The following is a 22,021-nucleotide window of genomic DNA, read 5'->3' on the forward strand; positions in this document are numbered from 1 at the left end:
CGCTCTTGAGGACGCGCCTATTGGTTTGGGGCGTCCATACAGTTTTTTTTGCGTTTGCGAAAGAGGGGAACGCGCAAAAGCTGCGGCAAGGCCACCGCCTCGCCGCATCACAGCTTGTCATCAAATTGTCTTAAGCGTCGCTGCCTGTCAATTCCTCGAAGGTCGCGAGCCCCTTTTTGACGAGCATCGCATTCGGGCTCGGCAGCTTGCCGCGGAAACCCTTGTAGGCATCCTCCGGATCGACCGAGCCGCCGGTCGAATAGATGTTTTCCCTAAGCTTTTTCGCCATCTCGCCGTTGAAGGCGTCACCCGTCTCCTCGAAGGCGGCGAAGGCGTCGGCATCGAGCACCTCAGACCACATGTAGGAATAGTAGCCGGCCGAATAGCCGCCGGAGAAGATGTGCTGGAAGTGCGGCGTGGCATGGCGCATGACGATCGATTTCGGCATGCCGATCTCGGCCAGCACCTCGGCCTGCACCGCCATCGGGTCTTCGACGGCCTCGCGTGTGTGAAACGCCATATCGACCAATGCCGACGAGGTGAACTCGACGGTGTTGAAGCCGGCATTGAAGGTGCGCGCCGCCAGCACCTTGTCGAGCAGGGCCTCAGGCATCGGCTCGCCGGTTTCGAAGTGGACGGCATATTCCTTGAGGATGGCGGGCACCGTCAGCCAATGTTCGTAGAGCTGCGAGGGCAGTTCGACGAAATCGCGCGAGACGCCGGTGCCGGAAACCGAGGGATAGGTGACATCAGAAAGCATGCCATGCAGCGCATGGCCGAATTCGTGGAACAGCGTGCGCGCATCGTCGAGCGACAGCAGCGCCGGCTTGCCTTCGGCGGGCTTGGCGAAATTGCAGACATTGTAGATGATCGGCAATTCGCCATGGCGCCCGTTCTTCAGCTCCAGCCGGTGCTGCGATTGCAGCGAGCTCATCCAGGCGCCGGATCGTTTCGAACTGCGGGCGAAATAATCGCCGAGGAACAGGGCGACCAGCCTGTCGTCGCGGTCCCTGATTTCGAAGACCCTGACATCGGGATGATAGGCCGGCACGCCCTTCTTCTCGACCGCGCGAATGCCGAACAGCCTTCCCGCCACGTCGAAGCAGGCGTCGATGATCTTCTCGAGCTGCAGATAGGGCTTCAGTTCCGCCTCGGAGAAATCGAACTTCCGCGCCCGGATCTTTTCGGCGTAGTGGCGCCAGTCCCAGGGCATCACCTCATGGTTCCGCCCCTCTTCGGCGATCAGCGCCGCGATGTCGATCTCTTCTTCGCTGGCGCGATTCACCGCTCGCGCCCATACAGCCCTCAACAGGTCGTTCACCGCATCGGCCGTTTTGGCCATCGTATTGTCGAGCTTCAGTTCGGCGAAATTCCCGTGGCCGAGCAGCTTCGCCACCTGATGGCGCAGGGCGAGCGTCTCCTTGATGACGCTTCGATTGTCCGTCTCCCCGCCGTTTGCGCCGCGCGCCACCCAGGCCTTGAAAGCCTGTTCGCGCAGGTCCCGGCGCTCCGAGAAAGTTAGGAACGGCTCGATGATCGAGCGCGACAGCGTCACGGCATATTTGCCCTCCTCACCTCGTTCGCGCGCCGCCGCCGCCATCGCATCGCGCAGGAATTCGGGAAGGCCGTCGAGCTCGGCGCCTGCGGAGAGCACGAGCGCCCAAGCCTTCTCGTCGGCCAGCACGTTCTGACCGAACTGCGTGCCGAGACCGGCGAGCTTCTCGTTGATCGCGGCAAGCTGCTCCTGCTCGGCCTTCTCAAGCTTGGCGCCCGACTTGACGAAACCTTTCCAATGGCGTTCCAGCACGCGCGTCTGTTCGAGCGTCAGCCCAAGGTTCTCGCGGTTCTCCCAGAGCGCATCGATACGGGCAAACAGCGCTGCGTTCATCCCGATCTTCGAATAATGGCGCGACATTTTCGGCGAGATCTCCCGCTCCAGCGCCTGGATCACGTCGTTGGTATGGGCTCCCGCCCTGTTCCAGAACAGCGACGAGACGCGCGACAGCGCATCGCCGGCGATCTCGAGCGCGACGATCGTATTCTCGAATGTCGGCGCATCGCCGTGTCCGGCGATCTCGTCGATCTCCCTTTCATGCTCGGCAAGCGCGGCCTCGAAGGCAGCGGCAAAATCGCCGTCGTTCAAGGCGTCGAAACGCGGCAGGCCGTGAAGGCCGTCCCAGTTGACCAGCGCCGGATTGAAATCATGTGGAGAAGGCATCGGAGAATCCTTTTTGGCATGCGAATGGATCGTCAATATAGGAGAGCGACCGCAGAATTGGTATGTCGCCGGCGGGGCCTTTTGCCTCACCGGCAAAAGCGGTGGACATCAGATAAATGTGGTGGACAAAATTTGACGCCCGGAAATTAACCATTTGTTAACGATTGACGCGAATCACGGGCAAGCGCTAGTTTCCCGGTGATCTTCTTGTTCAGGGGACATGCGCCATGGAAATTTTTTCTGTGCGGTCTTCTCAGAGTTTGCTTTTTAAAAACAATCCTAATAACGCAAAAAATTCGAAGACCACGGATATTCAAATCGAGACCAGAGCTCCGGCGCCGGCCTCGTTCCAGATTGAAGACGACGTCGACGAGGGCCCCGATTTCACCGCGGTCAGCCCCGGTGAACTGCGCAATTACGCGCGCCAAGGCTTCGACAGCGGCCTGATCGACCAGAACACCTATGCCGCGATTTCCGAACCGCTGCCGATGCACGCGATCGATCCGCTCGGCAATCTCATCGATCTCTCCAGCGTCACCGACGGCACGAGCTTCAATTTCCTCGATTACTACCGAAACCAGCTGCAGATCGCCATGTCGATCGGCGATCCGGATGAAGTTCAGACGCTGAAATCGATCGTCAATTTCCTGGATGGCTGAATTAAGCCTTTCGCCAGCCGAGCAGGCCCGGCGTCGCATGCCATAGCGCCTGGACGGCAAAACCCATGAAGAGCACGCCGGATGTGCGCACGATCAACCGCTCATGGGCGCGATAGAAGCGGCGCACCGCCCCGGCGCCGATGATGCCGATCAGGATGATGTCGGCGGTGACGAAACCTAGGAAGGACACGGCGAGAAGCACTGGCAGCGCCTCGAAATCGAGCGCGCCGGCAGAGCCTGCGACCAGCGCGGTGAAGGTGGCGAGAGCGACCGGATAACCCTTCGGATTGGTGACGCCGAAAATCAGGCCGCGGCGAAACGGCCGCTCGACCATGACGAGCGCCTGCCCATCCGCTTTCGGCTTGGCATTGACGGCGCTCCACCCGATCCAGGCGAGATAGAAGCCGCAGGCCAGGCCGAGCAGATCGAAGACGAAGGTTCCGATCGTCTTCGCCCCGACGATCGCGATCAGCGCCAGCGACGACCAGATGATGTCCCCCACGAGATGCCCCATCATGAAGAGAGCGCCGGCCTTGCGCCCCTGCCCGGCGCCGATGCCGAGAAGCTGCAGGAAGGCCGGTCCGGGGATGAGCACATAGAAGAGCGCCGCCAGGAAGGCGCCGAAGAGCAGGGACTGCGTCATGGAAATGCTCCGAGGATGATTGCGGCAGAGTATGTCATCCCCGGCATCCGTCAAGGGCATGGCGGCGGCTTCCCGACGTGCTTTAGTGGTGCGCGCTATCGATTGCCGGTACGGTAAACGTCACGACCTTTCCGCCCAGCACTTCATGTTCCGGCGTTGCCATTTCGATGAGCACCTTGTGCTCGCCTGGCGGCAGGGCGGTGAGGACGATAGCGCCGGTGCCGCCCGCATCGGCCCACCGCCAGGGCAGGTCGTCAATACTGACATGTAGGTGACCGGCCCTCGGCGAGACGTCGCTGGCGCTCGCGCCGAAGATCGGCAGGATGCGGAAATTCTCGGTTCGATAGGGAATGATGGCCACCGCTCGGCTCGCGAGCGGTCCCGCAAGGGGCTGATCCACGACGAGTTTGGGTGCGGGCTCATTCTTGATGGGAAGGAACTGCGTCGCCGTTTGCGCGTGGACGGGTGTGACCGCAGCAAGCAGTAAAGCTGCCGTTGCGAGCGGTTTTGCGATTATGCTCATGACAGAATCCTCTGGTCGTCGCGCCGGTCCTGGCCGGCATTTCCTCCGGCGCCGGCGCGATATCGGGTTGGAAGGCCGATCGGAGACCGATCAAGCGACGTTGAGTTCGACGGCGATATTGCCGCGGGTGGCCTTGGAATAGGGGCAGAGCTGGTGGGCACGCTCGACCAAGGACCTGGCGAGATCCGCCTCGATGCCCGGCAGCGTTGCGTTCAGCCGTGCCTGCAGCACATAGCCGTCGTCATTCGAGACCAGGTCGATCTCGGCATTGATGGCAGCGTCGGCGGGCACGCGAAGCTGGCGCTCCGCGGCCGCTCTTCCGATCGCGCCGAGGAAACAGGCGGACCAGCCGGCAGCGAAGAGCTGCTCGGGATTAGTGCCTGTACCCGAGGAACCGGGCGGGGACAATTTCACGTCGAGGCGCCCGTCGGAACTGCGAGACGCGCCGTCACGCCCGCCGGTGGTACTGGTTTTGCCTGTATAGATGACTGTCGGCATTCACATATCTCCTTGTTGGATTTCAGCCGGCGAGATAGCGGCGGCTGACTCGCACCGCCCAGGATCGATGGGGTCTTGGACTGCGATGACGGGAAGATGAGCTTCGCAAGACCGATCCGGTAGCGAGCAGAAGCGAGAGTGAGCCTCTCGTTTTCTCTCGCTACCGCCGGCGCCGAAGCGGCGCGATCTTCATGGCACCAACCGAAATCGCGACCGCTGTGGCGATCCCGCTTTTCACATCCGTCTGGGAGACCGACATGAACACGCATTTCAAACGCAAGATCGTCTTCGCTCTGTCGATGGGCGTCGTGACGACAGGGCTGATCTCTTTCACGCTGCTCGCGTTTAATCTGAGCTTCTCGAAGGGGTTCGTCCTGACATGGCTCCGCTCGTGGAGCATCGCCTATCTCATCGTCATCCCCGCCATCCTGCTGATCGGTCCTCGCCTTCAGGCGCAGATCGATCGCGTCATCCGTGACGCGCAAGAGGAACCATCTATATGACAATGGCCGCGCTTCGCCGCGGCGGTAATCAAAGAAGTGGGCGCTTCATTCCGGTGACGGCGTATCGCCATAGCTGCCGCAAGCCGCGCGAAGCCGGGGGAGCGCCCAATCGATGAAGGCGCGCACCTTCAGCGCGAGCAAGCCCTGACGCGAATAGACGATGTGGATCGGCTTGGGCTCGCCGTCGTAGTCCTTCAAGATCTGCACGAGCGCGCCCGAGGAGACCTCTTCGGGAACTTGGTAGTCGAAGAGGCGGGCGATCCCGACCCCATTCAGCGCGGCGGCAACGCAATTGGCGGCCGTGTTCACCTCGATCCGGCTCCGTGGCATGACCTCGACAGGCTTCCCCCCGATTACGAAACTCCAAAAGAACGACCGCTTGTGAAACATGATCCCATCGTGATCGGCGAGCTCGGTGGGATGTTGGGGAACGCCATGCCGTTCCAGATAGGCCGGGCTTGCGCAGGTCAGCAGACGGAACTCGCCGGCCTTGACGGCGTAGAGCGAGCTGTCGACCAACTCACCAAGCCGGATGGCGACATCGACCTGCTCATTGACCAGATGAACCGAGCGGTCGAGTGAAAGAACGTTCAGCGTCACCTCCGGATGCTTGTTCATGAAGTCAAGTGCGATCGGCAGAACATAGCGGTGGCCGAACTCCATCGGCATCGTGATGGTCAGCAGTCCCCGCGGCATCTGATATTCGCCCGACGCCCTGCGTTCGACCTCCTCCAGATCGGCGATAATCTTTCGCGCCGCCTCGACATAGTCGCGCCCGGCATCCGTGAGCTGCAGGTTGCGGCTCGTTCGGATGATGAGGTTCGTGCCGAGGTATCGCTCCAGATCGGCGACCTTGCGGCTGACGCTCGGCAGCGGTGCGTTCAGCTTCCGGCTGCCCGCCGACAAGCTACCGGCGTCCACCACCGCAAGCAGAACCCGCATTGCATCAAGCCGATCCATAACGCCCCGACGATTAGAAGCCGCGATGTTGGAGGATATGAAAAATCGGTTCTGCTGGATAGGCGGTGCAGCTGTCCGATTGAACCGTATCCCGTTGATAGCCCGATTGCCGCTCGGGGCGCGGCACTCGCCCGAGAAATCGATGAGCATCGAGAGGGTGGCTCTCATTTTCACCGAGTACCGGCCAAGGCTCTCGGCCGGTAAATTTCGGCTGTTCGATCAAAGCGTTCGGCGTCACGGAGGCGAAAGCTCGGGGCGCGCAACGTCAAAGGGGTGAAGATTATGGACAGATCCTTCTATGTCGGCGTGTCGGCCGCTCTCTTTGCGGCCTTTGCCTTTTCGCTCAATTTTGTCGTGCCCTTCATTATCGGCGACTATTCCACCTTCGATTTCGCTCTCATCCGCCATCTCGTCTCGGCCCTCGTCGGCCTGTTCATCCTGTTTTCGGAGAAGCACGTCGCACGCCATCTCACGCTCCGGAACATTCTGCCGGCCCTGTGGCTCGCCTTCGTCGGATATGTCGGTTATTTCCTGACGGTAACGGGAGCGGCCATCTTTGCCGGTGCCGTCATTGCGCCGGCCTTTCTCGGTCTGGTGCCGATCGTCTTGATGGTCATTGGCAATCAGCGTCAGGGATCCTTGCCGTGGCGGTCCCTTATGCCGCCTTTGGCGCTGGTGCTGATCGGACTTGTTCTGGTCAATGGCACGGCATTCACCGCTGAAGGATTGAACGTCGTCAGATCGTTGTGGGTCGGCGTGCCGCTGGCGCTCGCGGCCGTGGGACTTTGGGTCTGGTTCGCTCTTGCCAATCAGGCTGCACTTACCGCCCGACCGGAAATGCCCTCCGGTGTGTGGTCGGCGCTGATATTGGTGGGCGGCGGCGTCTTGATGCTGGCCTTCTATCCCGTCGGTGCCGCGATGGACCTCTTCAAGCTCCCGGCATTGGGATTCGGCTGGAGTGCCGCCGGCAGCTTGTATGTCTGGGGTACATCTTTGGCGCTGCTGGCGACAGTAGGCGGCGTCTGGGCCTGGAACATCGCGTCACGCAGCCTGCCCGTTGCCTTGGCCGCGCAATTGATCGTTTCGGAAACGGCCTTCGGCGTCATTGGAGGACTTGTCGTGCATGCTCGATGGCCGACCCCGATCGAAATCGCTGGGGTGGCTGTCCTGATCGCCGGCGTCGTTCTGTCGGTGCGAATTTTCTACGATCGCCAATTTGCATTCGGCAGGACATCGCTTGCGCAGGAGTGACCTTTGCGGTCATCTCGAATGTTCTCAAAAGACACGAAAAAGCCCGCGCGGCGATGCCGGCGGGCCCATTTCAATTCGAAAGCGAACCTGTGATTACTTCACAATGTTCCGCTTGCCGAGCGTGCGCAGGCGCAGCGCGTTGAGCTTGATGAAGCCGGCCGCGTCCTTCTGGTCGTAGGCGCCCTGGTCGTCCTCGAAGGTGACGAGCTTGTCGGAATAGAGCGACTTTTCGCTTTCGCGGCCGATGACCATGACGTTGCCCTTGTAGAGCTTCAGCGTCACTTCGCCTTCGACATGTTCCTGGCTCTTGTCGATCAGCGCCTGCAGCATCTCGCGCTCCGGCGAGAACCAGAAGCCGTAGTAGATCAGCTCGGCGTAACGCGGCATGATCTCGTCCTTGAGGTGGGCGGCACCCCGGTCGAGCGTGATCGATTCGATGGCGCGGTGTGCCGAGAGCAGGATCGTGCCGCCGGGCGTTTCATAGACGCCGCGCGACTTCATGCCGACGAAGCGGTTCTCGACGAGATCGAGACGGCCGATGCCGTTGTCGCGGCCATAGGTGTTGAGCGTGGCCAGCAGCGTGGCCGGCGACATCTCGACACCGTTGATCGACACAGCGTCGCCCTTGCGGAAGCCGACCTTGATCACCGTCGCCTTGTCGGGCGCGGCCTCGGGCGAGATCGTGCGCATATGCACATATTCGGGAGCTTCCTGCGCGGGGTCTTCCAGAACCTTGCCCTCGGAAGAGGAGTGCAGCAGGTTGGCATCGACGGAGAAGGGCGCTTCACCCTTCTTGTCCTTGGCGACCGGGATCTGATGCTGCTCGGCGAAGGCGAGCAGATCGGTGCGGCTCTTGAAGGACCAGTCACGCCACGGCGCAATGATCTTGATGTCGGGATTCAAAGCATAGGCGGAAAGTTCGAAACGGACCTGGTCGTTGCCCTTGCCGGTCGCGCCATGGGCGATTGCATCGGCGCCGGTCTTGCGGGCGATGTCGATCAGATGCTTGGAAATCAGAGGACGGGCGATCGAGGTGCCGAGGAGATAGACGCCTTCGTAGACGGCATTGGCGCGGAACATCGGGAAGACGAAATCGCGCACGAATTCCTCGCGCACATCCTCGATGTAGATCTCCTTGATGCCGAGCATTTCGGCCTTCTTGCGCGCCGGCTCCAGCTCTTCGCCCTGGCCGAGATCGGCGGTGAAGGTGACGACTTCGGCGCCGAGTTCCGTCTGCAGCCACTTCAGGATGATCGAGGTGTCGAGGCCGCCGGAATAGGCGAGCACGACTTTCTTCACGTCTTTGTATGATGCCATGGTGATGAGGTCCGTTACATAAACCCGGCGAAAACCCGGTGTCGCGGCACTTTTAGCGAGATTGGCGCGTGACGCAAGGGCAAGTGCAGCGGCTGACGGCGGCGATAGCGTTTGACAGCGCGAATGCGCAACCCATATTCGGCTGCGTCCGCACCATGTCCGAGGAGGGGCTGCCCGTGACGAATATTCAAGACATCTTCAAGAAGTCCAATGTCGCCGTCATCACCGGCGGCGCCTCCGGCATCGGCTTGGCCGCGGCAAAATATTTCGCCGGGCGCGGCATGAGCGTCGTCATCGCCGATCTCGGCGGCGACCGGCTGGCAAATGCCGCAGACGAACTCAAGGCCATTGCCGGCGAAGAGGAGGTGATGGCTGTCGAGACCGACGTCGCCAGCCGGGATTCCCTGGAAGCGCTCGAACGCGCCGTGCTGCAGCGTTTCGGCCGCGTGCACGTGCTGATGAACAATGCCGGCATCGGCCCGGAAACCTCGATCTTCAGCCCGCAGGCGAACTGGGACCATATCTTCGCCGTCAACCTGATGGGCGTCATCAACGGCACGCGCACCTTCGGCCCGAAGATGCTGTCGCATGGCGAGCCCGGCCTCATCATCAACACCGGCTCCAAGCAGGGCATCACCACCCCGCCCGGCAACCCCGCCTACAATATCTCCAAATCGGGCGTGAAGGTCTTTACCGAAGCCCTGGAACATGAGCTTCGCAACATCGAAGGCGGGAAAATCTCGGCGCATCTGCTCATCCCCGGCTTCGTCTTCACCGGCCTGACCAAGGGCGACCGCGCGGAAAAGCCCGCCGGCGCCTGGACGCCGGAGCAGACGGTCGATTTCATGGTCGAAAGTCTCGAACGCGGCGATTTCTATATCCTCTGCCCCGACAACGACGTTGCCCGGCCGGTCGACGAACGCCGTATGGCCTGGGCTGCCGGCGACATCATCGAGAATCGTCCGCCGCTGTCGCGCTGGCACAAGGACTATGCCGACAAGTTCAAGGATTTCCTTGAACAGAAGTAATCGCTGGCATCAGAAGCTTTGATTGGTAATTTTCCGAAAGCCGGATAAGAGATCGTCAGGTCTTTCCGGCTTTCGGAGTGTGCCATGGATTTCCTGCCCAGCCTGCCGACGCTTCTCGGCTTTGCCGCCGCCACGCTGCTGCTCGCGGCGACCCCCGGCCCCGACATGACGCTGTCGATCAGCCGCGCACTCGCCCAGGGCAAGAATGCCGCTCTCTTCGTCGTCGTCGGCACCAGCCTCGGCATCGTCGTCCACACCATGCTGGTCGCCTTCGGTATTTCAGCGCTGATCACTGCCTCGCCGACCGCCTTCCTGATCCTAAAAACCGGCGGCGCCGCCTATTTGTTCTGGCTCGCGGTGCAGGCGATCCGCTTCGGCTCGAAGCTCACCGTCGCCAAGGTCGAGGCGCAGAAAGGCACGGCGCTTGCGAACATCTCGTCGGGCTTCTGGGTCAATCTTCTGAACCCGAAGGTCATCATCTTCTTCATGACCTTCCTGCCGCAATTCGTCAGCGCCGGCGATCCCGCCGTGACGCAGAAGCTGCTTTTCCTGGGGTTTTGCTTCATCGTGATCGGCATGCCCGTCAATGCCGGCGTGATCCTCGCCGCCGACTGGCTTTCCTCCTGGCTCCAGAACAACAAGAAGGTGCTGCGCGGCATCGACTATGCCTTTGCCGGCGTCTTCTCGCTCTTCGCAGCCAAGATCCTGCTCACCCAGGCGAAATAAGTCGCGGTCGGCATAGTCGATCCGCATGCGGGCGGACCGGCAAAACCGGCCGCGGGCTAGCCAATCAGCAAAGCATCGTCGTCGAGCGTCTGTCCGCGCATCTTGCGGAACATTGCGATCAGGTCCTCGACCTGCAGGTTCTTTCGGTTGTCGCCGGCCACGTCGAGAACGATCTCGCCGCCGTGCAGCATGATCGTGCGATGGCCGTAATCCAGCGCCTGGCGCATGGAGTGGGTCACCATCATCGTCGTCAGCTTGCGCTCGGCAACGATCTTCTGCGTGAGGTTCATCACGAACTCGGCCATCCCCGGATCGAGGGCCGCCGTATGTTCGTCGAGGAGCAGCACTTCCGAGCCGGCAAGCGTGGCCATAACGAGCGAAACCGCCTGCCGCTGACCGCCAGAGAGAAGATCCATCCGGTCCTTCAGCCGGTTTTCCAGCCCGAGGTTGAGTTCGGCGATCCGCTCCCTGAAATAGTCGCGCCGCTTGCCACCGAGTGCCGGCACGAGCCCGCGCTTCTCGCCGCGCCGGGCGGCCAGAGCAAGGTTCTCCTCGATCGACAGCGAGCCGCAGCTTCCCGTCAGAGGATCCTGGAAGACGCGGGCCACCAGGCCGGCGCGCGCCGCCGTCGATTTGCGCGTCACATCGCTCTTGCCGATCAGCACCTGCCCTTCGCTCGGCAGGACGTCACCGGCGAGCACGCCGAGAAGCGTCGATTTGCCGGCGCCGTTGGAGCCGATGACGGTGACGAAGGAGCCCTGCTCGATGGTCAGGCTGACGCCGTTCAACGCCTGCTTCTGCAGCGGCGTACCGCGTCCGAAGACGACCTTGATGTCCTTGACGCTGATCATGATGCGGCACCTCTGCGAAGGCGGGGAAGAATGAGCGCGAAGGTCACCAGCACTGCGGTCACGAAATTGAGGTCGGAGGCCTGCAGGCCGATGACGTCGCTCGACAGCGCCAGCTGGATCGCGATGCGATAGAGGATCGAGCCGAGCACGCAGCCGATGAGCGCGATCAGCAGGCCGCGACGCCCGAGCAAGGTCTCGCCGATGATGACGGCGGCGAGACCGACGACGATCGTGCCGACGCCCGAGGTGACGTCGGCAAAGCCGTTCGTCTGGGCAAACAAGGCGCCGCCGAAGGCCACCAGCGCATTCGAGATCGCCATGCCGAGATAGATCTGCCGGCTGGTATCGACGCCCTGGGCGCGGGCCATCCGCGCATTGGCGCCGGTCGCGCGCATGGCAAGCCCGGCGTCGCTTTCCAGGAAGCGCCAGACCAGGACGAGCGCGACGATGACGAGAACGCCGACGAAGAGCGGCCGCACATAGAAATCGCGAAGGCCGTGGCCGAAGAACGGGCTGATCATCGTATCGGCATTGATGAGGGCGACATTGGGTTTGCCCATCACCCTCAGATTGACGGAAAACAGCGCGATCATCGTCAGGATCGAGGCAAGCAGGTTGAGGATCTTGAAGCGCACGTTGAGCAGCGCCGTCACCATGCCCGCGCCCGCACCCGCCGCCATCGCAATCAGCGCCGCAAGCCAGGCATTGACGCCGGCGATGATCAGCACCGCGGTCACCGCCGCGCCGAGCGGAAAGGAACCGTCGACCGTCAAGTCGGGAAAATCAAGCACGCGGAAGGCGAGATAGACGCCGAGGGCGACGAAGGAATAGACCAGGCCGAGCTCGACGGCCCCCCAGAATGCGATTTGGCTCAAGGCTTTCAGCCCCTTTTTGTTACCGTTCCGCCCGTCGCGAAACCGCAGCCTTGTAATACTTCAGCCGCCCCCGTGCAAACGGGAGCGGCTGAATGCGAATGGCCGATGGACCTGCGGCCGATTATTCGATGACCTTGTTGGCGCGCGAAAGCACGCTCTCCGGCAGGGTGACGCCCATCTTGGCCGCAGCCGCCTTGTTGACGACGAGATCGCTGCCGGCGGCGGTCTTGACCGCGATATCGCCCGGGTTTTCACCCTTCAGCACACGCACGACGATTTCGCCCGTCTGCTTGCCGACGTCATAGTAATTGAAACCGAGGGCGGCGACCGAACCGCGCGAAACCGAATCGGTATCGGCGGTGAAGAGCGGCAGCTTGCTCTCCTCGGCGACCGCAACGGCGCCTTCCAGCGCGGAGATGATCGTATTGTCGGTCGGAATATAGATCGCATCGGCGCGGCCGACGAGGGCACGGGCGGCACCCTGAACTTCGGCCGACTTGGTGGCGGCCGATTCCACAACCGTCAGGCCGGCCTTTTCGGCTTCGGCCTTCAAGACGGCGAGCAGCGAAACCGAATTCGCCTCACCTGAGTTGTAGAGATAGCCGATCGTCTTCACGTCAGGCAGGATTTCCTTGATCAGCGCCAGGTGCTCGCCGACCGGCGACATGTCGGAAAGGCCGGTGACGTTGCCGCCGGGCTTGTCCATGTTCTTGACGAGCTGGGCGCCGAGCGGGTCAGAGACGGCCGTGAAGACGACAGGAATGTCGCGCGTTGCGGAGACCACGGCCTGGGCCGACGGCGTGGAGATCGGCACGATGACATTGGGCTCGTCGCCAGCGAACTGGCGGGCGATCTGAGCTGCCGTCGCCGGGTTGCCCTGCGCCGACTCGAAGACGAATTTGAGGTTCTCGCCTTCCTTGTAGCCGGCCGCCGTCAGCACATCGAGAACGCCCTTGCGGGCCGCATCCAGCGCCGGATGCTCGACGATGGCCGTTACGGCAACAGTCACATTATCGGCCTTGGCGGGCAGGGAAAGCGCCAAAGTGGCGGCAAGAGCGAGCAGAATCGGGCGCATGGGTGTCCTCCTGATTGATTTTGGCGGCACTATTAGGAAAAGCGCATGCTTAAATCAATGCAGGAGAATTGTAGCGAGGATCAAACTTGCTGATCAGTCGTCGGCGCCGTGATTGGCGATCATCATCGCCTCGAAGGCCAGGCGCTCGGTCTTGCGCATGCGTTCGGATTCCGATTTCAGCTGGCCGCAGGCGGCAAGAATATCGCGGCCGCGCGGCGTGCGGATCGGCGAAGCGTAGCCCGCCGAATTGATGAAATCGGCGAACTTCTCGATCTGCTCCCAGTCCGAACACTGGTAGTTGGTGCCGGGCCAGGGGTTGAACGGAATGAGGTTGATCTTCGCCGGCACGCCCTTCAGCAGCTTGATCAGCCCCTTGGCATCCTCCAGGCTGTCGTTGACGTCCTTCAGCATCACATATTCGAAGGTGATGCGCCGCGCATTGGAAAGGCCGGGATAGGCCTTGCAGGCATCGATCAGTTCCTTCAGCGGATACTTCTTGTTGATCGGCACCAGAATGTCGCGCAGGTCGTCGCGCACCGCATGCAGCGAGATCGCCAGCATGACGCCGATCTCCTCGCCGGTGCGGAAGATCTCAGGCACGACGCCCGAGGTGGACAGCGTGACGCGGCGCTTGGACAGCGACAGGCCATCGCCATCCGTGGCAATCAGCAGCGCCTGCTTGACCGCATCGAAATTATAGAGCGGCTCGCCCATGCCCATCATCACGATATTGCTGACCTTGCGGCCTTCGGCCGGCATGATCGTGCCCTGCGGCGCTTCGCGATCGGGGAAGTCGCCGAGCCGGTCGCGGGCGAGCAGCAGCTGCGACAGGATTTCCTCCGCCGTCAGGTTGCGCACCAGCCGCTGCGTGCCGGTGTGACAGAAGGAACAGGTCAGCGTGCAGCCGACCTGGCTGGAAATGCACAGCGTGCCGCGACCCTCTTCCGGAATATAGACGGCTTCGATCTCGACCGGGCGGCCTGCACCGCGCGCGGGAAAGCGCAGCAGCCATTTGCGGGTGCCGTCGTTGGAAACCTGCTCCTCGACGATCTCAGGACGCGCAATGGTGAAATGCTGCTTCAGCATTTCACGCATGTCCTTGGCGACATTCGTCATATGGTCGAAATCGGAGACCCCGCGCACATAGATCCAGTTCCAGAGCTGCGAGACGCGCATCTTGATCTGCTTCTCGGCCACGCCCTTTTCCCGCAGCGCTGCCGCCATCTCCTCGCGGGAGAGACCGATCAGGGACGGCTTCTCGACGCCGGAAGAGGCGCGCGGCGTCTCAGGCTTGGTGACAACGATCGCATCCATGACGGACATAGGCATTCATCCCGAATTCGAACACGTAACCGTTCCGCAAGCCGCGGACCTCAGGGCTAAGCCGGAAGACGTGGGGCGCATGACGGCACATTGGCAGAAATTGAATGGCGGAACGGCGACTGATATCGCGATCTGTCCGCTGTTGGCGCGGGCTTTAGCATCATTTTGCCCGCGCGTCACTAGAGATAGAAATGATGAGGGCCGGCGCAAGGCCGGCCCTCTGAAACTTCTCAGACGAGATGTCGCTTACTTGCAGGTTTCGATCTGCTTCAGCGCAGCCGAAATGCCCGAGAGCGAATAGCTGTAGGAGGTGCCCGTGCCCTTGCGCGAAGTGGCGTTCACCGTCATCGAGTGACCGGTCTTCATCGCGGCGACGAGCGCCGGCTCCTGTGCCGCGTTCTCGACCCAGCCAGCCTTGTCCTTGGTGAACATCACGAAGGTCTTGTTGTCGATGACGACGTTGATCTTCGAATTTTCCTTCACCGTATAGCCCATCATCGCCTGCGGCTCGTAGGAGATGTTCTGGCCCGGCCGCTGCGAGACGATGAAGAAATTGTCGCCGTGATCGACGCTTGCCGGCTGCTTTGCCGTCGGAACGGACAGCACGTAGCAGACGGTGCTGTTGCCTGACTTGTAGGAATAAGCACCCCAGGCCTGGAACTGCTGGATGCGGTTCGGCGCGGCCTGCTGCGCTGCCGCCACTCCGGCCATACCAAGGGTGAGTGCGAGGGCGGATACGATACTTTTTACAAACATGGATTCCTGCCGGTTCTTGCGATTCAAGGCCCGAAGCGATCATAGCGGGCGCCGCATAATCACGATCTGCTTTATTTTGACTTAATTCAGGTTACCAAATGGTCAACAATAGCTGCAATTTGTATTGGCCTGTGTCATTTCAGCTCGGGTATCAACTTTCGCCCCTTTGACGGTCTCGTTCGTGACACCATGTCCTGATGACACCCGCCGTGCGTTCGGCTGAATTTAAGACACAAAGATTCAGGCAAGAGTTTGACCTTTCTCAATTCCGTTGTACCTCATTAACACTTGGAAATTCGGGACAAAATTTTCGCCGCAGGGGGCTCGTGAGAGGACATGGATGCCGAGGAAAGACAGCGTTTCGCTGCCCTCGCGAAGGCCGTCGCGGACAATCGCGACCAGCAGGCCTTTTCCGTCCTGTTCGACTATTTCGCGCCCCGCCTGAAGGCCTGGCTGATGCGCCAGAAGATGACGGCAGGCGAGGCCGAGGAACTGGTCCAGGAAATCATGATCGTGCTCTGGCACAAGGCTCACCTCTACGACGCGACGCGATCGTCGCTTTCGACCTGGCTTTTCCGCATCGCCCGCAACCGCCGGATCGACCTGCAGCGCCGCACCAGCATCCGCGTCTTCGACGAGACCGACCCGACATTGCAGCCGCCGGCCGGGATCGGCGCGGACGAGATGATCGCCAATGACGACCGTGACGCCAAGATACGCGCCGCCGTCGGCCAACTGCCGGAAGAGCAGCGCGACATGCTGCGTGCCGCCTTCTTCCTCGGCCAATCGCATTCCGAGATCGCCGAGGCGACCGGGCTGCCGCTCGGCACGGTGAAATCGCGTATCCGGCTTGCTTTCGCCAAGCTTCGCAAGGTGCTGGAACAGGAGAACGTCTAAAGCGCGTCGCGCAAAAACGAAGCACGGCGAGCGAATCGGAAGGATCGCAACGCTTTAGATGGTCTTCATCGCTTCATCGGGCCCATCGGCGAGAACGCGGTCGGCCGACTCATAGTGGCGCGGCCGGATATTGCCGCGCACCATGGCGAAGGCGGCCGAGAGCACGGCGATGTCATCCGAAAAGCCGATGACGGCGAAAATATCCGGGACGATATCGACCGGCATGACGAAGTAGGCGAGAGCTGCGAGCAGCACGCCGCGCACCTTGGTCGGCGTCTGCGGATCGAGCGCGCAGTAAAAACCGGCGACGACATCGCGCGAAAACGGAATCTGCCGCACCGCCCGCCGGAAGGTCGGCCAGAACTTCTGGCGCACCGTCTTCTCCCGTCGGCTCTGCGTATCTTCATCGCCCGGCAGCAGGATTTCCCCGAATTTGACGTCGTCCATCCCTGATTCCTTTTCCGTCCCAGCGAACATATGGTGATGGCGGTTCCGCTTTCAATCGGCACGCCTTCAGCCGGCGCGTCGCGCCGCCGCCTTTTCCATCGCTGTGGCGAGCTTGAAATCCAGTTCCGTCAGTCCGCCGGCGTCATGCGTGTTCAGCGTCACATCCACCCTGGAATAGACGTTGAACCATTCGGGATGGTGGTTGAGTTTCTCCGCCGTGATCGCAGCCTCCGTCATGAAACCGAAGGCTTCGATGAAATTCGAAAACTTGAACGTCTTCGATATGGAGGAGGCGGCGTCATTGAGCGTCCAGCCCGGAAGCCCCCTCAGTTCTGCCTCGGCCGCCGCCCGTTCCAGTCTTTCCCGTTTCATGCCATGGTCCTCTTATCTATCCGACAGGCCTACCGATGAAACGCATCAGCATCCTCTTCGTTTGCATGGGCAATATATGCCGTTCTCCGCTCGCGGAGGGAATTTTTCGCCATCTGGTCGCTGAGGCAGGCCTGACCGGCCATTTCATGATCGATTCCGCCGGTACCGGCGGCTGGCATGAGGGCGAGCCGCCCGACCGGCGCTCGATCGCCACCGCGCAGGGCCACGGCATCGACATAGCGGGCCAGCGCGCGCGGCGCATCCGGCCAACAGATTTCGGCAGTTTCGATCTGATCCTCGCCATGGACCGCGACAATCTGGCGGCGCTTGGCAAGGTCGCGCCGCCCGAGGCCAATATCCGGCTCTTCGGTGATGCCGCACTTACAACGGGAGAGGATATTCCCGATCCCTATTATGGCGGCCCTGATGGTTTCGAGCTGGTCTATACCAGGCTCTTGACCGGCTGCAGCAGCCTGCTCGAGACGCTGGGCGTCGAGCGCGCCTCGTGCAGCGGGAACACTTCCTCGGTGAGGTAAGGACCGCCGCCGACCGATTCGCGCGACGACAGCAGCACGAAGCGCGGCGCCGTGAAGGTCGCAGTGTGGAAATTGCCGCGTCCGGCCAGATATTGCACGACATCGTCGAGCCGTGACGATTTCAGCCTTGCCAGCGTCACATGCGGGGTAAATTTGCGGGGGTCCGGCGGCAGCCCGATGCGCTGGCAGATGCGCTCGATCTCAGCCTGCAGGGCGTACATCTCGGGCGATTGCGAAACGCCGGCCCAGACCGAATGCGGTTTCTTCGAGCCGAAGGAACCGATGCCTTCGAGGCGGAACTGGAATTCCGGCCGGTCGATCCGGTCGAGACGTTCGACGATTTCATCGGCCGTGCGGCCGTCGACATCACCGATGAAGCGCAGCGTGATGTGGTAATTTTCCACATCGATCCATCGTGCTCCGGGGAGGCCACCGCGCAGCAATGAAAGGCTCATTGCCGCATTGCGCGGAATTTCGAGGGCGGTAAACAGTCTCGGCATAACGAGCACTCCCCGAATCTTTTGCAGGTGCTTACACGGAATCACGCAATCAATGACCGCGCAAGCCCCTATTTCTTCACAGAAGAAATCGTCCCGACGAAATTTGTGACATCGGCTTCCATCTTCTGAACCATGACATCCACGCCCTTCGCATTCGGATGCATGCCGTCGCCGAGTTTGAGCCCCGCATCGAGCACCACGCCGTCAAGGAAGAAGGCATAAAGCCGAACTCCGTGTTTCTCCGAAAGTTTCCGATAAATCGGATTGAAGCGTGCGGCATAATCCGCACCCATATTGGGCGGCGCCATCATGCCGACGAGGAGCACGGCGATGCCGCGTTCCTTGAGCCGCGTTATCATCTGGTCGAGATTCTTTTCGCTCTCTTCGGGCGGAATGCCGCGCAGCGCATCGTTGGCGCCGAGTTCCAGGATGACGCCGTCGGTGCCGTCAGGCACCGACCAGTCGATCCGGGCCAGCCCCCCTGTAGTCGTATCGCCCGAGACGCCGGCATTGGCGATGGCGACGTCGAGCCCCTTCGCCTTCAAGGCCGCCTGCAGCTTTTCGGGAAATCCGTCACCGGGCGGCAGCTGATAGCCCGCCATCAGGCTGTCGCCGAATCCGACGAGATTGATCGTCCGCGCATTTGCGCCGGCAGTAAAGATCAGCGAGACGGCAATGACGGTGAATTGAAGGGCGGCAACTTTAAATCTCATCCTGCTTTCCCTAGATTGGCGGGGTGCCGTTATGCGGCAATTTGATTACGGGCTTATATAGGGCGATTTCCCTTGGCAAAAACCATCATCGAGTTGAAGAGCGCCGATCTGACCCTTGGCAGCGCCGCAGCCTCCGTCCATGTGCTGAAGGGTATCGATCTCGATATTTCAGCAGGCGAATCCGTCGGCATCGTCGGCCCTTCCGGGTCCGGCAAGTCGACCCTGCTGATGGTGCTCGCCGGGCTGGAGAAGCTCGACAGCGGCGAAATCAACATCAACGACACGCCGCTCCACAGCCTGAGCGAGGATCAGGTCGCCGATTTCCGCGGCCGCAATATCGGCATCGTCTTCCAGTCCTTCCACCTGATCGCCAACATGACGGCGCTGGAAAACGTCGCCGTGCCGCTGGAACTTGCCAATGTTCCCAACGCCTTCGACATCGCCCATCGCGAGCTGAATTCGGTCGGCCTCGGGCAGCGGCTGAACCATTATCCCGGCCAGCTTTCCGGCGGCGAACAGCAGCGCGTGGCGATCGCCAGGGCGCTCGCCCCCTCGCCCGCTCTGCTGATCGCCGACGAACCCACAGGAAATCTCGACACCGAGACCGGCCGCCAGATCGCCGACCTGCTGTTTGCCAAGCAGGCCGAACGTGGCATGACCCTGCTTCTCGTCACCCATGACGTGTCGCTGGCAAACCGCTGCTCGCGCCAGATCCGCGTCCGCTCCGGCAGGATCGAAGGCGACAGCGCCGCCCGCCACAGCGAGGCGGCATTCGCATGAGGATCATGACGCCGCGTGTTTCGCTCGCTTTTCGCCTGGCGCTCCGCGAGCTGCGCGGCGGCGTTCGCGGCTTCTACATCTTCCTTGCCTGCATCGCGCTCGGCACGGGGGCGATCGCAGCCGTCAATTCCGTTTCGCAGTCGATCACCGATACGATCGCTTCGCAGGGCCAGGAACTGCTGGCCGGCGATGTCCGCTTCGAACTCAACAACCGCGAAGCCACGCCTGAGGAAATGAATTTCCTCGAAGGTCTCGGCAAGGTCTCGGTTTCCACAGGCCTGCGTTCGATGGCCCGCAAGCCCGACGGTTCGGACCAGGCGCTGGTCGAGGTCAAGGCGGTCGACGACGCCTATCCGCTTTACGGCCGGTTCGAGGCAGAGCCGAACTATCCCCTCTCAGCGCTTTTGTCCGGCGAAGGCGGCACTTACGGCGCTGTGGCAGCACCGCTGCTTCTCGACCGGCTCGGCATTTCGGTCGGCGACGAGCTGCTGCTCGGCAACGTCAAGCTCAGCATCACCGGCACCGTTAAAACTGAGCCGGATGCGCTGTCGGAAGGTTTCGGCTTTGCGCCGCGCCTGCTCGTCAGCCGCCGAGCGCTCGAAGCCTCGGGGCTGATCCAGACCGGAAGCCTAGTTGAACACGCCTATAAGGTCCGGCTGGAAGACAGGGGTGCGATGTCGGGCATCCAGGCGCGCGCCTCCCGGGAATTCCCCTCCGCCGGATGGGCGATCCGCACCAGCGACCGTGCAGCGCCCTCGCTCACGGAAAACATCACCCGCTTCTCGCAATTCCTGACCCTGGTGGGCTTGACCGCGCTGATCGTCGGCGGCGTCGGCGTCGCCAATGCCGTGCGCGCCTTCCTGGATTCCAAGCGCACCACCATCGCCACCTTCAAATGTCTCGGTGCGCCCGCTGCCACCGTCGTTCTGATCTATCTCTTCCAGATCGCCATCATCGCTTTTGGCGGCATCATGGCCGGTCTCGTCATCGGTGCCCTGTCGCCGATATTTGCGGCGCAGTTCCTCGCCCAGTTCCTGCCGGTCTCGACCGCACCGGCCCTTTACCCCGGCGCGCTGCTGCTCGCGACCCTCTTCGGCATCCTGACGACGCTCGCCTTCGCCATCCTGCCGCTCGGCCATGCCCGCGAAGTGCCGGCGACGGCACTCTTCCGCGAGCAGGGCTTCGAGGCCCGCCACCTACCGTCCTGGCCCTATGTCCTGCTGGCAGCCCTCTTCATGGCGGCCCTTGCCGGCCTCGCCATCCTCACCGCCTATGACCGCTTCATCGCCGTCGTCTTCGTCGGCGCGATCGTCTTCGCTTTTGTCGTCCTGCGCCTCGTCGCCGCGTTGATCGCCTGGCTTGCGCGCCGCAGTCCGCGCGTCAACTCGCCGGCGCTCAGGCTTGCGATCGGCAACATCCATCGGCCTGGCGCACTGACGCCATCGGTCGTGCTTTCGCTCGGCCTCGGCCTGGCATTGCTGGTGACGCTGACCCTGATCGACGGCAATCTGCGCCGGCAATTGACCGGCCGCATGAACGAAGGCGCGCCGAATTTCTTCTTCGTCGATATCCAGAGCGCCGAGGTCGCCGCCTTCCGGAATCTCGTCCAGGCGCAGGCGCCGAACGGCAAGCTGATGGAAGTGCCGATGCTGCGCGGCCGGATCGTCGCCTTCAACGGGGAAGACGTGAGCAGGATGAACGTGCCGGCCGCCGGTCGCTGGGTGCTGAACGGCGACCGCGGCATCACCTATGCCGACACCTTGCCGGAAAATGCGGCGCTGACCGAAGGCAGCTGGTGGGACAAGGACTACAGCGGCGAACCGCTCGTCTCCTTCTCCTCCGAAGAGGCGCACGAGCTCGGCCTGAAGATCGGCGATACCGTCACCGTCAACGTGCTCGGGCGCAATATCACCGCAAAGATCGCCAATCTGCGCCGTGTCGAGTGGGAATCGCTGTCGATCAATTTCGTCATGGTCTTCTCGCCCAATACCTTCCGAGGCGCCCCGCATGCCTGGCTTGCGACGCTGACCGATCCCTCCTCGACGCCGGCCGAGGATGCGGCGATCCTGAAATCCGTCACCAACACCTACCCGACGATCACCAGCGTCCGCGTCAAGGACGCGATCGATATCGTCAACCGGCTGGTGGCCCAGCTGGCGACCGCGATTCGCGCCGCAGCCTCCGTCGCCCTCGTCGCCTCGATCCTCGTCCTTGCCGGCGCGCTCGCCGCCGGCAACCGGGCGCGCACCCACGACGCGGTGGTGCTGAAGACGCTCGGCGCCACCCGCGCCATGCTGATCCGCGCCTTCAGCTACGAGTATCTGATCCTCGGGCTGGCGACCGCGATCTTCTCGCTGATCGCCGGCGCGGCCGCCGCCTGGTTCATCGTCGCCCGCATCATGCGCCTGCCTTCCACCTTCCTGCCCGATGTGGCGGGGCTGACGCTCGTCACCGCGCTCGTCCTGACCGTCGGCATCGGCCTCATCGGCACCTGGCGCATCCTGGGGCAGAAGGCAGCGCCCGTCTTGCGCGAACTTTGACGAGGCAGCGGCCTCCAGAAGCCCTTCACC

General features: G+C 62.0%; 24 protein-coding genes. 9 read left to right on the forward strand and 15 right to left on the reverse strand.

The genetic code is table 11. From position 1 onward, the window contains the following. Positions 1-130 precede the first annotated feature (130 nt). The gene (locus tag CO670_RS08015) at positions 131-2,218 is read right to left on the reverse strand and encodes a M3 family metallopeptidase (protein WP_097589930.1); all 2,088 of its coding nucleotides are present in this window, start codon (positions 2,216-2,218) and stop codon (positions 131-133) included. 227 nt (positions 2,219-2,445) lie between these two features. Between CO670_RS08015 and CO670_RS08020 the strand changes: the two genes are divergently transcribed. Beyond that, positions 2,446-2,877, forward strand: a complete 432-nt coding sequence (locus CO670_RS08020; RefSeq protein WP_097589760.1) for a hypothetical protein — start codon at positions 2,446-2,448, stop codon at positions 2,875-2,877. A gap of 1 nt (position 2,878) precedes the next feature. Here the strand turns inward: CO670_RS08020 and CO670_RS08025 are convergent, their stop codons facing one another. The 3 genes from CO670_RS08025 to CO670_RS08035 all read right to left on the reverse strand — a co-directional run bounded on the left by CO670_RS08025 (position 2,879) and on the right by CO670_RS08035 (position 4,541). Next, positions 2,879-3,520, reverse strand: coding sequence for a LysE family translocator (locus CO670_RS08025; RefSeq protein ID WP_097589761.1), 642 nt, complete (start codon positions 3,518-3,520; stop codon positions 2,879-2,881). 82 nt (positions 3,521-3,602) lie between these two features. Next, positions 3,603-4,043: a DUF6130 family protein gene (locus tag CO670_RS08030; RefSeq protein ID WP_097589762.1), complete on the reverse strand. Its 441-nt coding sequence runs from the start codon at positions 4,041-4,043 to the stop codon at positions 3,603-3,605. A gap of 90 nt (positions 4,044-4,133) precedes the next feature. Beyond that, positions 4,134-4,541 carry an organic hydroperoxide resistance protein gene (locus CO670_RS08035; protein ID WP_097589763.1) on the reverse strand — a complete coding sequence of 136 codons (408 nt, stop codon included), beginning with the start codon at positions 4,539-4,541 and terminating at the stop codon, positions 4,134-4,136. 257 nt (positions 4,542-4,798) lie between these two features. Between CO670_RS08035 and CO670_RS08040 the strand changes: the two genes are divergently transcribed. After that, on the forward strand, positions 4,799-5,044 hold the full coding sequence (locus tag CO670_RS08040) for a DUF2798 domain-containing protein (RefSeq protein ID WP_097589764.1): 246 nt from the start codon (positions 4,799-4,801) through the stop codon (positions 5,042-5,044). A gap of 45 nt (positions 5,045-5,089) precedes the next feature. Here the strand turns inward: CO670_RS08040 and CO670_RS08045 are convergent, their stop codons facing one another. After that, positions 5,090-6,004 carry a LysR family transcriptional regulator gene (locus CO670_RS08045; protein ID WP_097589765.1) on the reverse strand — a complete coding sequence of 305 codons (915 nt, stop codon included), beginning with the start codon at positions 6,002-6,004 and terminating at the stop codon, positions 5,090-5,092. Between the two features lie 282 nt (positions 6,005-6,286). Here CO670_RS08045 and CO670_RS08050 point away from each other — a divergent pair, with 282 nt between their 5' ends. Continuing rightward, positions 6,287-7,255, forward strand: coding sequence for a DMT family transporter (locus CO670_RS08050; protein ID WP_141502248.1), 969 nt, complete (start codon positions 6,287-6,289; stop codon positions 7,253-7,255). Positions 7,256-7,348: 93 nt separating this feature from the next. Here the strand turns inward: CO670_RS08050 and CO670_RS08055 are convergent, their stop codons facing one another. Beyond that, entirely contained in the window at positions 7,349-8,572 is a 1,224-nt protein-coding gene (locus CO670_RS08055) for an argininosuccinate synthase (RefSeq protein WP_097589766.1), read from the reverse strand. A gap of 176 nt (positions 8,573-8,748) precedes the next feature. On the opposite strand from CO670_RS08055, the gene CO670_RS08060 reads away from it, so the two are divergent. Both CO670_RS08060 and CO670_RS08065 read left to right on the forward strand, forming a co-directional pair. Continuing rightward, positions 8,749-9,600, forward strand: coding sequence for an SDR family NAD(P)-dependent oxidoreductase (locus tag CO670_RS08060; RefSeq protein ID WP_097589931.1), 852 nt, complete (start codon positions 8,749-8,751; stop codon positions 9,598-9,600). An 84-nt stretch (positions 9,601-9,684) separates the two neighbouring features. Beyond that, complete coding sequence (locus CO670_RS08065; protein ID WP_097589767.1) at positions 9,685-10,326, forward strand: LysE family translocator; 642 nt, start codon at positions 9,685-9,687, stop codon at positions 10,324-10,326. A gap of 56 nt (positions 10,327-10,382) precedes the next feature. Here the strand turns inward: CO670_RS08065 and CO670_RS08070 are convergent, their stop codons facing one another. The 5 genes from CO670_RS08070 to CO670_RS08090 form a co-directional block, all read right to left on the reverse strand. Further along, a complete protein-coding gene (locus CO670_RS08070; RefSeq protein ID WP_097589768.1) occupies positions 10,383-11,177 on the reverse strand; it encodes an ABC transporter ATP-binding protein in 795 nt (264 codons plus the stop codon). Beyond that, positions 11,174-12,052, reverse strand: a complete 879-nt coding sequence (locus tag CO670_RS08075) for an ABC transporter permease (protein ID WP_097589769.1) — start codon at positions 12,050-12,052, stop codon at positions 11,174-11,176. Before CO670_RS08075 ends, CO670_RS08070 begins: the two co-directional genes overlap by 4 nt. Before the next feature lie 121 nt (positions 12,053-12,173). Next, positions 12,174-13,127: an ABC transporter substrate-binding protein gene (locus CO670_RS08080; RefSeq protein ID WP_097589770.1), complete on the reverse strand. Its 954-nt coding sequence runs from the start codon at positions 13,125-13,127 to the stop codon at positions 12,174-12,176. 93 nt (positions 13,128-13,220) lie between these two features. Then, complete coding sequence (rlmN, locus tag CO670_RS08085; RefSeq protein ID WP_097589771.1) at positions 13,221-14,450, reverse strand: 23S rRNA (adenine(2503)-C(2))-methyltransferase RlmN; 1,230 nt, start codon at positions 14,448-14,450, stop codon at positions 13,221-13,223. A 246-nt stretch (positions 14,451-14,696) separates the two neighbouring features. Then, entirely contained in the window at positions 14,697-15,206 is a 510-nt protein-coding gene (locus tag CO670_RS08090) for an invasion associated locus B family protein (RefSeq protein WP_088677540.1), read from the reverse strand. Between the two features lie 336 nt (positions 15,207-15,542). Here CO670_RS08090 and CO670_RS08095 point away from each other — a divergent pair, with 336 nt between their 5' ends. Then, positions 15,543-16,103, forward strand: coding sequence for a sigma-70 family RNA polymerase sigma factor (locus CO670_RS08095; RefSeq protein ID WP_097589772.1), 561 nt, complete (start codon positions 15,543-15,545; stop codon positions 16,101-16,103). A gap of 54 nt (positions 16,104-16,157) precedes the next feature. Here the strand turns inward: CO670_RS08095 and CO670_RS08100 are convergent, their stop codons facing one another. After that, positions 16,158-16,550, reverse strand: a complete 393-nt coding sequence (locus CO670_RS08100) for a YkvA family protein (RefSeq protein ID WP_088689175.1) — start codon at positions 16,548-16,550, stop codon at positions 16,158-16,160. Positions 16,551-16,616: 66 nt separating this feature from the next. Beyond that, positions 16,617-16,922: a 4a-hydroxytetrahydrobiopterin dehydratase gene (locus CO670_RS08105; RefSeq protein ID WP_097589773.1), complete on the reverse strand. Its 306-nt coding sequence runs from the start codon at positions 16,920-16,922 to the stop codon at positions 16,617-16,619. Between the two features lie 35 nt (positions 16,923-16,957). On the opposite strand from CO670_RS08105, the gene CO670_RS08110 reads away from it, so the two are divergent. Beyond that, a complete protein-coding gene (locus CO670_RS08110) occupies positions 16,958-17,458 on the forward strand; it encodes a low molecular weight protein-tyrosine-phosphatase (RefSeq protein WP_097589774.1) in 501 nt (166 codons plus the stop codon). Here CO670_RS08110 and thpR read toward each other — a convergent pair. Together thpR and CO670_RS08120 are read right to left on the reverse strand one after the other, a co-directional pair. Continuing rightward, entirely contained in the window at positions 17,365-17,958 is a 594-nt protein-coding gene (thpR, locus tag CO670_RS08115; protein WP_088682177.1) for an RNA 2',3'-cyclic phosphodiesterase, read from the reverse strand. The two genes, CO670_RS08110 and thpR, sit on opposite strands and share 94 nt — an antisense overlap. Before the next feature lie 68 nt (positions 17,959-18,026). After that, complete coding sequence (locus tag CO670_RS08120; protein ID WP_097589775.1) at positions 18,027-18,671, reverse strand: arylesterase; 645 nt, start codon at positions 18,669-18,671, stop codon at positions 18,027-18,029. Positions 18,672-18,743: 72 nt separating this feature from the next. Between CO670_RS08120 and CO670_RS08125 the strand changes: the two genes are divergently transcribed. Together CO670_RS08125 and CO670_RS08130 are read left to right on the forward strand one after the other, a co-directional pair. Further along, a complete protein-coding gene (locus tag CO670_RS08125) occupies positions 18,744-19,451 on the forward strand; it encodes an ABC transporter ATP-binding protein (RefSeq protein ID WP_097589776.1) in 708 nt (235 codons plus the stop codon). Continuing rightward, the gene (locus CO670_RS08130) at positions 19,448-21,991 is read left to right on the forward strand and encodes an ABC transporter permease (RefSeq protein ID WP_097589777.1); all 2,544 of its coding nucleotides are present in this window, start codon (positions 19,448-19,450) and stop codon (positions 21,989-21,991) included. Before CO670_RS08125 ends, CO670_RS08130 begins: the two co-directional genes overlap by 4 nt. The last annotated feature ends 30 nt before the right edge of the window (positions 21,992-22,021 follow it).

Source organism: Rhizobium sp. J15 (assembly GCF_002531825.1).
Taxonomy (GTDB): Bacteria; Pseudomonadota; Alphaproteobacteria; order Rhizobiales; family Rhizobiaceae; genus Rhizobium.